Annotated in this window: 4 protein-coding genes; all 4 read left to right on the top strand. The window is 39.9% G+C overall.

Features of this window, described 5'->3' with window-relative positions; all coding sequences use genetic code 11:
- Nucleotides 1-8: 8 nt before the first annotated feature.
- The 4 genes from AB0L18_RS06045 to AB0L18_RS06030 all read left to right on the top strand — a co-directional run bounded on the left by AB0L18_RS06045 (nucleotide 9) and on the right by AB0L18_RS06030 (nucleotide 12,126).
- Nucleotides 9-1,205: a restriction endonuclease subunit S gene (locus tag AB0L18_RS06045; RefSeq protein ID WP_367391684.1), complete on the top strand. Its 1,197-nt coding sequence runs from the start codon at nucleotides 9-11 to the stop codon at nucleotides 1,203-1,205.
- Nucleotides 1,206-1,208: 3 nt separating this feature from the next.
- Entirely contained in the window at nucleotides 1,209-4,901 is a 3,693-nt protein-coding gene (locus tag AB0L18_RS06040; protein WP_367391683.1) for a hypothetical protein, read from the top strand.
- A 2-nt stretch (nucleotides 4,902-4,903) separates the two neighbouring features.
- A complete protein-coding gene (locus tag AB0L18_RS06035; RefSeq protein ID WP_367391682.1) occupies nucleotides 4,904-7,873 on the top strand; it encodes a type I restriction endonuclease subunit R in 2,970 nt (989 codons plus the stop codon).
- Nucleotides 7,874-8,181: 308 nt separating this feature from the next.
- Complete coding sequence (locus tag AB0L18_RS06030) at nucleotides 8,182-12,126, top strand: hypothetical protein (protein ID WP_367391681.1); 3,945 nt, start codon at nucleotides 8,182-8,184, stop codon at nucleotides 12,124-12,126.
- Nucleotide 12,127 lies beyond the last annotated feature (1 nt).

Here is a 12,127-nt window from a genome sequence, read left to right as displayed (position 1 = left end):
AAGTACAATTGAAAGAAGAACTCAACCTTGATAAGTCGGATTGGACACTCGTGAGATTTGGAGATGTTGTGGCCGAAGTGCGCGAATCTACGAAGGATGCTGCGGGGGAAGGCCTAACGCATATTGTGGGCTTGGAGCATATAGATGCCGAGAATATTCATTTACGGCGCTCTGCTGGGATTGATGAATCAACGACCTTTACCAAGAAATTTGCCGTAGGGGATCTCCTTTTTGGCCGTAGGAGAGCTTATTTGAAAAAAGCAGCACAAGCTCCTTTTGCGGGTATCTGTTCTGGCGACATTACTGTTATGCGCGTAAAGGGGAAAGGACTGTTACCTGAGCTCTTACCCTTTGTAGTAAACAACGATAAATTCTTCGACTACGCCGTGAAGCACTCTGCGGGCGGTCTATCTCCAAGGGTGAAATTCAAAGACCTCGCCAACTACGAATTCCTCCTCCCCCCCAAAGACCAACAAGCCCAACTCGCCGAACTGCTCTGGGCGATGGATGAGGTGGTGGAAAGGGAAAGGGAGGTGTTGCGCGATCTGGTACAACTTAAGAAATCAAAGTTCAGAAATGAGATTTTCAGAGAAGCTGATGAGCATGATAATCAATATGGAAAGTGGTCCTCTAAATTTCGCGTAGTTAAGCTTGGTACTGCATTGGATGAGTTGCAATATGGTATTTCTGAAAGTTTAGATGAACATGGAGGAATACCGATCTTGCGGATGAATAACCTACAAGATGGCAAATTAGACTTAACTGATTTAAAGTATTTCACTCCGCAAGAAGATGAGCTTGAGAAGTTTATTTTAGAGGAAGGTGATGTTCTATTTAATCGGACTAATAGTTTCGATCTCGTGGGAAAAGTGAGTCTTTTTAATGTGCCAGGTTTGTACAGCTTCGCATCTTACCTGATTCGCTTGAAAGTTGATCGAAAGAAATTAGATCCAAGATTCTTGAATTTCTATCTGAATAGTGCATTTGGTCTTGCAAAAGTCAGAAAGTACCGCACTCCAGGAGTAAGTCAAAGCAACATCAATGCACAAAGCTTAAGAAAGCTACCTATACCTCTTCCTAATATTAATTTTCAATGTAGATTAATGGATGAAATTGATCAAATAGAATCTAATGAGTCTGGGCTTGTAACAAAGATTAAGAAAGGCCAATCCCTCCAAAAATCCCTCATCAACCAAATCTTCTAAAGTATGGGGTATAAAGTCTTTTTTGCATTCCAAATGGATACGGAAGATAAATTCGGTAAAGGGTTTATTCAGTCAGCTATTGAAATTGCTATTCAAAAATTCAAATCGGAAGGGGTAGAAGTATCCTTAGATTTTGGTTTTCGAGGAACACCCGGAAGTCCTTTATTAATTGAAGAGATGCTTAAGAAGAGTTCCGATTCTGATATGGTGATCGTCGATTTGACATTTACTTCTTCCAAAGAGTGGTTCAATGCGGAACTGATTGATGAAGATATTAATGAACGTTGGTTCAGTATCCCGATCGGAGATCGAAAATTGTCACCAAATCCCAACGTTTTATTGGAAACAGGCTATGCTTGGGCTACAAAAGGAACGTATAGAACTTTAGCCGTGATGAACGTAGCTAATGGATCGCCAGATGAATTGCCTGTTGATTTAAAAGGGTTTAGATGGGGAATCACATACAATTTAGATGAATCAAATTATGAGGATCGAAAATCAATTCGAAAGGACTTAGCAAATGATTTTTATGATGCTATTAAAACCGCAATAGCTTCTGAAGCTGAATACCAACAAGAAAAATGGAAGCCAATACGATTACATAAAAATTGGATGCAGAGAGATTTTACTACAATCTATCGACCGACCCAAGCTGCAAAGGATATCATCAAACAACTAAGAATAGATTTAGACAATACCGAGATAGCTCAAAGAATAGTAGGTCCCAAAAACTCGGGAAAGACAAGACTAGTGTATGAGATGTACAAGGAAATAGATGAAACGCTACCGAGGGATGAATGCTTAGAAAAGATCTTGTATTACGATTTAGATGGTGGGGATTATAGATCTATTGAAAGTAAATTGTTGGACCTTCAGCTATTGAACCAAAGAAAAATTCTCATCCTAGATAATTGCCCTATTAAAATTCACACTAAGGTGTTCAGTGAATTTCCTCATGATTCTAAGGTAAGTCTCTTAACTATTGGAAATACTGAAGACGGAGAAGGGGCTAGCCATTATATTGATAGGGATTTTGTGAATGAAGTGATAGAAAAGCTGTCTAACGAAACCGGAAACCCGAGAAATACAAGGTTTATTCTAGAGAACTCAAACGGCAATTTAAGAAATGCTATTGCCATGATCGGTAAAATTCCTGAAGGGGATGAAGGTCTTTCAACAAATTATCAAGTCAAATGGCGGCAAATACTAGGGGTAGATCTTTATAGCGAGCAGGTTCTGCGGTTACTTGAAGAGATTTCCCTATTTACCCACATTGGCTATTATGATAGACATCGATATCAATTAGAAATAATTCTGGAAAGGACTGGAATCGCATCCATTGAAGCTTTAGCACAAATCATTGACAAATTATCTGAGAAAGGAATTGTGAAAATCACTGGAGATTTCCTAATGCTAGAAGTATTTGTAGAGGAGTTAGCTTTTCAACGATTACATAGTTTAGCAACGGAAGAACTTAATGCGTATTTAGACTTAATTAAGACTTTCAATCTGTCAAGACAATTCAGTGATCGCTTGATTGAACTCAATAACCTTGAAGGGACACACAAGTTAGTTGATGTCTTGACTCAAGACGGTGGTTTGCTTACACAGTATGAGTTTATCAATTCTAACCAAGGAGCACGTCTGTTAAAAGGCTTGGCGGAAATTGAACCAGAAAAAGTGCTACAACTTCTTAATTCTGCAATAGGTAATAAAAGCTATGAAGAGTTAAAAGGGTTGGACATTGGGAGAAGGGATATAGTCTGGGCTTTAGAGAGATTGGTTTATCGAGAAAAGACCTTTAATGGGGCTGCAACTCTACTCTTTAAGTTATCAGTTGCAGAAAATGAACCCATTAGTAATAATGCTACATTCCAATTTTGTCAGCTATTTCAATGCATTTTGCCTGGCACAACAGTTTCATTGAAAAGCAGGTTGGATTTATTAGATAATTTAGTTGAGGACGCCACAGAACCAGAAATAGTCATTATCAAACAAGCTCTTGATCGAGCTTTAATGGTAAAAGGTTTCACTAGAATGGGAGGAGCGGATAAACAAGCGGGTGAGACATTACATGATTATCATCCTGAGACAAATGAGGAAGTTCTGAATTATTGGAAGGAAATTATTGATTTTGTTGAACAGCTCAAAGCATATGAGGTCTTGATTAGAAAATTTAGCTCTCAAGTAAGTAATGGAAATAGCTTGGCTATGATTCAGGCTATAGAAAGAATGCTTGATGAAAAAGGTACTCTGGATAAGGATTTACGGCAGCAATTTGCATACATAATAGAAGGAGGTCAAGGAATCACTCCGGAAATAATTGAGCAAGTCGAAAAACTATCAGTTAAATATTCAGGTAGTACCATAAGAGAGAAACTTGAATATAATGTTGCTTTGGCTCCTTATTCTACTTCTAAAGGAGCGAATGGTGAGTTTATTAATAAATCTGAAGAGAAAGCGAATGAATTTGCAGCGGAGCTCATTAATTCACAAAATAAAGACTGGCTAAATCACATAGACATTCTATTACAAAATGAACAACGATTTACTTTTGGTTTTGGGAAAAAAGTAGCTGAATTACAACCGGGATTTGAGCGTTTAGTACAAGCAACAATTGAAAAACTGAGTCAAATTCCTGTTGAAAAACAGAACAATAGTTTGATTGAAGGGTATTTGGCAGGAATAGAAGAAACGGAATTCAAAAGAAAAACGATTGATCTATATCTCTCTAGACATGAAATTGCACACCACGCAATTCGAATGACAAAGCTGCTAGAAATCGAGATTAGTGATTTACAAAAACTTTATGAGCTAATTGAAGCGAACCCTAAATATACGGCTGGCTTACAATACATTAATTTGACTAGTTTGCCAGAAGAAGAATTTATTGAGTTCATCAACCGGATTAAGGAAATAGAACCGTACGGGTGGTGGTTAGCTATCGATTTCTGCCAAACTCGTGTGGGAGATATGGATACATTAAGTGTACCAATTCTTAAGTTGGTTAGAGGGCTCTTGATGAAGGAGGGAATTCTTACAGGAAACAATGCTTACACTCTGTTTCCAATGCATAAGTTTGTTGAACTATTCAAAGAGTATAAGAAGAACAACTTTGATGGTGAACTTGCAGTGTTTTTAGCAAAGAAAATAGTAGAAGTTTCTAAAGAAAGCTCATTATTTCAAGACTATTCCTTTCAATATATATTGGATGTTCTTTTTGATGAAAAATGGAATGAAACCTGGCCTGTAATAAGCACAAATATCCTAAAAAAGGATTATTATGGCTGGTATAATCTTAAAGATCTGTTGAAGAGATATAAGAGATTTGACGATAAAAAGCTCTTGGAGTGGATGAATAAATTTCCAACTGAGGCTCCTCAAAAAGCTATTGGCTTTATTCAATTGATGGTTAATCCAGAAGGTGAAGAAGAATGGTCTCCCCTTACTCTTGAAATGTTTGATAGATATCATGAGAATGAAGATTTTTTAAGCGAATTATCTAGTGATCTACATAGCTATTCGTGGTCTGGATCGTTAGTGCCACTTTTAGAATCTAGGAAAAGATTAGTGGAACAATTGCTAGAGCATCCTAAGGAAGAGATAAGAAAATTTGCTAAAGCAAACGCAGACTATTTTGAAAATTGGATTAAGAGAGAAAAAAGAAGTGATCAGAATTACAGATTAGACATCTAATTATGGCCTTTAACGAACTCAACAGCGTAGAGCATTACATCATCCACCAACTCAGTGGAGTGAATTTGAATGCTACCCTTCAGGAACCCAAGGCATCCTACGGGAACGGTGTTCGCTGGCAGTATGCGCCGCCTTCAGCTATCCAACGCGGCGTGAATGAGGTGATGGACGAAACCCGCCTAAAGGCTGCTTTGACTCGGTTGAACCCGGAAATTGAGCAGCGCCCGGAACTGGCCGACGAAGTCATCTACAAGCTGCGCGCCATTTTGATTACTGTCAACCAGGTAGGTCTGGTCAAAGCCAATGAGGAGTTCTTTAAGTGGCTAACGGGGGAGAAAACGATGCCTTTCGGCGAAAACAATCGCCACGTGTCCGTCCGCCTGCTGGATTTCGACGATTTGGCCAACAATGAGTACATAGTTACCAACCAGTACCGGGTGCATAACAGGGAGACCAAGATACCTGATGTGGTTATGCTCATCAATGGTATCCCCGTCGTAGTAGGCGAAGCAAAAACGCCGATCCGGCCCTCCATTAGTTGGTTGGATGGTGCGCACGAAGTGCATGATATTTACGAAAACAGTGTGCCCGCGCTTTTTGTCCCCAATATTTTATCCTTTGCCACCGAAGGGAAGGAATTGTACTACGGAGCTATCCGCACTCCTCTGGGTTTTTGGTCGCCCTGGCGCATGGAAGGAGACGATGATGCACTGGCCAAGCGGCTGGGGTTGTCCGAGATCGGGAAAGAGCTGTCTCATTTACTGCATCCGGCCCGTTTGCTGGATATCCTGCAAAATTTCTCGCTGTTTACCACCAATAAGAAAAAGCAACGCATCAAGGTCATCTGCCGCTTTCAGCAGTACGAGGGGGCAAATAAGATTGTGGAGCGGGTGAAAGCAGGCCGGGTGAAGAAGGGCTTGATCTGGCATTTTCAGGGCTCGGGAAAATCATTGCTAATGGTTTTTGCAGCGCAGAAACTACGGAAGTCGGCCGAACTCAAAAGCCCGACGGTCATTGTGCTCGTCGACCGAACGGACCTGGACACCCAAATCAGTGGCACCTTCAACGCCGCTGACATCCCCAATGTGGAAACTACGGATAGCATCAGTGATCTGCAAAGGCTACTGGAACGAGATACCCGCAAGATCATCATTTCGATGATCTACAAATTCCGCGATGCCAAGCCGAATATGAATACCCGCGATAATATCATCGTCCTGGTTGATGAAGCGCACCGGACGCAAGAAGGCGATCTGGGGCGGCAGATGCGGGCGGCCTTGCCCAATGCCTTCCTGTTTGGCCTAACGGGTACGCCGGTCAATAAAGCCGACAAAAACACCTTCTGGGCTTTTGGTGCCGAAGAAGATACGGGTGGTTATCTGTCGCGTTACACCTTCCACGATTCCATTCGAGACAATGCGACCTTACCCCTCCACTTCGAACCTCGTCTGGTAGATGTGCACGTAGATAAAGATACGATTGACAAAGCCTTCGCTGAATTCAAAGATAGTGCCGCTCTCACCGATGAAGAAGCCGATGCCCTCAACCGGAAATCGGCAAAGATGGCAGCCTTCCTGAAAGCCCCGGAGCGAGTCGCGAAAATAGTGGCCGACATTGCGGACCACTTTAAAGAAAAAGTGGAGCCCCACGGATTCAAAGCGATGATCGTAACGCCAGATCGCTATGCGTGTGTGCAGTACAAAGAAGAGCTGGACAAGCACTTACCGAAAGAAGCGAGTAAGGTGGTAATCTCTACTTCTGCTAATGATAGTTTGGAGTTCAAGCAAAAATGGGGCGTTGATAAAGGTCGGCAGGAAAAGATCGTAGACGAATTCAATGATGCCAATTCCGACCTGCAATTCATCATCGTCACGGCAAAGCTACTGACGGGTTTTGATGCGCCCATCCTGCAAACGATGTACCTGGATAAGTCGCTTAAGGACCACACCCTGCTACAGGCCGTTTGCCGAACCAATCGCTTGTATCCGAACAAAAATTTTGGCAGGGTAGTCGATTACTTTGGCGTCTTCGACGATGCCGCCAAGGCCCTACAGTTTGATGAAGAAAGTATCCAGCGAGTGATTTCTAACTTATCCGAGTTGCGCGAGAAGTTACCACAAGCCATGCGAGATGCTTTGCAGCATTTTGAGGGCGTAGATCGTACCCTCGAAGGTTTTGAAGGCCTGGAAGCCGCCCAGGATGCGATCAACAACGATGAGAAAAAGGATGCCTTTGCCAAAGATTACAAATACCTATCGAAGATTTGGGAATCCTTGTCTCCTGATAATGTATTGAACCTCTATGATCAAGATTATAAATGGTTGTCACAGGTCTTCGAATCCGTGCGACCAGCATCGGATAATATTGGCAAGCTCCTGTGGTTTTCGCTAGGTGCCCAAACCACCAAGCTCATCCACGAAAACATTCACGTCGGTAGCGTTCACCACCTAGATGAATTCATCCTGGATGCTGATGTGATCGAAGACATCTTCAATAACCCTGACCCCAAGAAAACCAAGCAGCTAGAAAAGATCCTGATCAAGCGCTTTAAGAAGCACGCTGGCGATCCGACCTTCATCAAGCTAAGTGATCGCTTAGAAGCCCTCCGCGATAAAGCCGAGCAAGGACTGATCACCTCTATCGAATTCGTCAAGGAACTCTGCAAACTGGCCAAAGAAACCGTGCAAGCCGAAAAAGAGTTAGCCGAGGCCCAGCAAGAAAAGACCCCGGTAGCTGCCCTGACCGAGCTGTTCTTGGAGCTGAAAACAGATCAGACGCCTGCTGTAGTAGGCCGTATAGTAGAAGGCATTGACAAAATCGTAAGGGTTGTACGTTTTCCAGGTTGGCAGAGTACTAGCGTGGGAGAACGAGAAGTTCAGAAAGCACTTCGCAGAGAATTACTCAAGTACCAATTGCACAAAGATCAGGTGTTGTTTGAGCGGGCGTATGGGTATGTGAAGGCGTATTATTAGAGGGGGGTAGCTACTGAGAATTGCGGGAGTTTCAGAAAGTCAATTGTTTTCGATGCGCGGATAAATTAACAAAATCACTTGTGAAAAAGCAGGTGAGAGTAACACAAGTTAATCGAGAAACTAATGACTGCAACTTTAAGAGGACAATGACCGTAAAGGATAGTACATTCAGGATCTTATGATGTTTTTCACTAATTTCCTCATTGCTCTCACTGAAGTAAAATTGGAAAGTAATAACCAAAATGTGGACTTCTTGAAATTGCCACATTAAGAGTAATGTATAAACCTTGCTTTGTAAAATATTGATTATGAGTATACTGGACATATTTAAAGAAGAAGTGAGTGTGAACGATACTGTTCAGCTCTTCTTAACAACAGGGAAGGAGCCTCTCGGTAAAATACTAGAAATAGGGGAAGGCTTTGTACTAATGGAAGGAGAGGACGGAGAAAAGCAAAGGTTCTTTGAAAAATTAATAGGAGGATGGAACCTTGTTGAAAAAGATGCTTCAATTGTATCGATCGATGACAATAAAGGAAGTATTGGGTTCAATAAAGAATTAGTTCTAGCAGAGTTAGTTAAAGTTCTTGAAAACACAAAAGAGAAAAAGCTAAATATGGTGTTAGGGAAAAATGCATATATATGTAAGAAGAGAGATGGTGGATATGAAGTTGAAAGTTCAATGTATTCAGAAGTGCTTCTCTGCTCTAGTAGGATATTCAGTTACGGAATCAAAAAAAATGTAGATCAGGAATTATCTGAGGGGAAGAAGGTGCCGATTTTGGCTTCATTTAAAGGGAAAAAAGGAGGACGGGCAATCACAATAGTTGCAATGCGTCCTCAAAGAGTACAATCCCTGCTAGAAAGTTTTCGAATTTTTATTAAAAAAAAGCATTACGAAGAAGCGACAAGGATCTTTTTCCTTTTCCAGGGCGTCGAGGTATTTGATTCGAGTTTTACTCAATTATTTTGGTCAGAGTATAAGAAACTCAAGTTAAATTTTATATGTAGTGAAGAGTCCTCTTTTCTTGATGAATCAGACATAAAAAAGTTTCGCCAACAAGAGGTGAAGGTTAATGAATTAATTCAAAAAAGCCAATACCAAGAGGCCCTGAGATTACTGAACCAATGGTTGGGTCAAAACTTATCCACAAAGTATAAAAGCAGTTTTTTACTTAAAAAGGCTCAACTTTTTTCTACCCTTAACCAGCCCTTAGAATCTGAAAACGTTTATCAAGAACTGGTTGAATACAACGAAAAAACTGGAGCTAGTCTAAATAATATTAGTCATCTGTATTTTGAATTAGGGCGGTTGCAGTCTACTGATCCAAATAAGTTAGATTTAGCAATTGCTTCTTTAGAGAGAGCCAAGAAGAAAAATCCTGAAAATCAATTTGCGATCAATCTCCTTGAGAGATTAGAGAATAAGAAAAAACAAGAAGGCGGGCTTAATAATCTCCTTGATGAAAACAATAATAAAAATGATGAAGAAATAGAAAGTTTAGTAATTGATGATTATTCTGAAGCTCAACGAACGATAAGTGAACTTATAACAGTCGATTTGGAAGAGCACCGCTTCACTCATCCTATTATTGTTTCAAACGACTATTCACCAACTGCTGCGAGAGCTCAAGGAATTTTGAAAGAAGCTCGAGATAAACAAAAATCTCAACAATCCGATATTTTCCCTTTGTACCTAGAAGCTGCCAAGGCTTATAGTCAATTGAATGTGGGCAGTTATGATGTAACGGAGTTTTATGAAGCAGTAGCATATTACTCTATGCTAAAGGGCAATTCATTATTCTCTAATTTTATTAATAAGGTTCGTTCAAATACTATCGATAACAAAAGACTATCTCGCCTGAAAGATAGTGCATGTAGTTACTTCATCGAAGCTGTAAACCTTTTTTCTCCGCTTGATCGAGAAAAGCTTCAAGGTATTCTTGAGAATTATTTTAAAATTCATGTTTTGTATTTTTTAGTTCAAAGAAAATATAAGTTTAACATAGAAGAAATACTTGGTTATTCTTTTTCGAAGATATTTGATTATTGCATTAAGCATAATGATGAAGAGTTAGAAAGAATTGCCTATAAGGTTTTGGTTGACTGTGGGGCATCTAGTATTTCTACGTGGAATTATCTTGCAAAGAACCATGCTACTCAAGGTTTATATGGACAGTTTAGGATCTCTAAAAGGCGAGAAAGAATTTTTAAAATTATTCAAGAATTGGAAGGCGTTGATTTTGATATATCTTTGAAAACAGGACCCTTTCTGAAGAAAGTTTTTGAAGCACGACAAGAAAAAGTTTCACAGTTAAAATCAAAATTTTTCTCTTTTTCGAATATAGAGTTCGAACCTATCAATTTCGCTGTCATAAAATCTGAATGGAATAAGCTAAAACAATTTAACGGGATATTACTTGAAACCGATAGGGAAATACAAGAGGAGATGAATCAGGTCATTGATAGAATTCAGCCCTACCTGAATCGCAGCGAAGGAGAAAAAACCAATCTTTTATTTCAAGTAAATAAGAACATTGGCAGTTTATTAGAAGATATTCGTGAAAACACCACCTATTTTGGACGTGTGTTATATTTTGACCTACTAAAAAAATGGCAAAGAGAAGTGGACCAACTTCTTGATAAGAAAATATCATCGGCCCTTCCCGAAATAACTATCGAAGTAGATCCACCTTATATTTTAAAAGAAGAGGGAAATTTCGTCCTGCCTATACTGTTGGAGAATACTGGTAAGTCTACTTCAACTGGTTTTAAGATGGATATTCAATTTGAGTCCACTAATCACAAAAGCAAGATTGATTATTCTCATGAAGACGAGACTGAGATTGCTGCTGGTGAACAAGGGCAATTTCTTATAAGTCTTACCCCCTCCTTATTAACAGAGACCAAAGCTGTTAAAGCCCAATTCACCGTTTACGCCAAGTCAGAAGGACGAATACTTCCTGAAAGAGTATTCGAATTCACCCTAGAAACAGAGCCCGAAACTAGCTTGACCTACGACGATATTCCCTGGAAAGATGGGCCAATTCCTCCTAAGGATATGTTTAAGGGACGAAGGAAGTTAATAACTGATTTGGCGGAGCATTATCTTTCTCCAAATCGGGACAAGTCCTATATTCTATATGGCTTGACCAGAACGGGTAAAAGTTCTATTCTTAAGTATTTAGCAGATAAAATACAAGGAGATACAATTCGACTGAATGGAGAAGAAAAAAAAATTGTCGTCTTTCAGTGGGATCTTTCCGAGGCGGCAAGTCAAGCTGATGCTTCGGAGTTTTATGAATTCTTATTAAAAGAAAACTTATACGAAGCTTTTGTTGATCACTGTTCTAAAAGAGGACTTAAAACTCCAGCTTATTCTTTTGGCAGTAAGGTTAGATTTAAAGACTTTGGTAAGATATTAGACCTAATAAAAATAGCAGGATACTACCCTGTTTTCTTTATTGATGAGTTTTCTTTTATGAGAAATTTGATTGACAAAGGGACGATTAATAATGCATTTCTTCACACCATAAGGCAATATACACTGAATGGGCAAGCAAGCTTTGCTTTTGCAGGAACTTATGATATCAAACAACTAATTAAAGATCCTCGTTACGGGATGACTGGCCAACTTGTTAATACTAAGGAAGAGCAGGTTAATGAAATTCTGCCAGCATATGCAGAAGAACTCATCCGGGTAATTGAGGATAAACTTATTTTTACGTCTGAGGCCATTGAGCATATTAAGTTCTTGTCTGGTAATATTCCCTATTTCATTCAGATCATCTGTAAATATTGTGGAACCTATGCTGTTGAAAACCAGAGAAGCTATATTGGCTATCCAGAGTTAGAAAAAATCATTGGAATCCTTACTGGTGAGATACCGGAAAGTAGGAAGTCTGAGGTGCAGAGACTTCATGAAGGTTGTTTTCAAAATAATCAGTTCAACCCTCAGGATCCACCAGAAATCCCTGCCCTTTTTTCTACAATTGCCTACTTTAATAAGGGAGTCAAGAACCCACGTGGAGTAAGTATTGCGGAGTTAGAACGATTTTGGGGAGAAAGAGAACTGTCTGCTTTTCGTCCTCGATTGTCTGCCGCTATACTGGAACTTCTCGAACGTAAGATATTAACATCAAAAGAAGAAGAAGGAATGGCTACTTATCGACTTTCTGTTGACTTGTTTCGGAGGTGGTGGTCCTATCGATATTCTGATATTACCTTAATATTGAACACCTTAAAAGACAAATAAT

It is taken from the genome of Lewinella sp. LCG006 (assembly GCF_040784935.1).
In the GTDB taxonomy this organism is placed as follows: domain Bacteria; phylum Bacteroidota; class Bacteroidia; order Chitinophagales; family Saprospiraceae; genus Lewinella.
The sequence above is the reverse complement of the archived record's forward strand: the minus strand, read 5'-3'. Positions and strand labels throughout refer to the sequence as shown.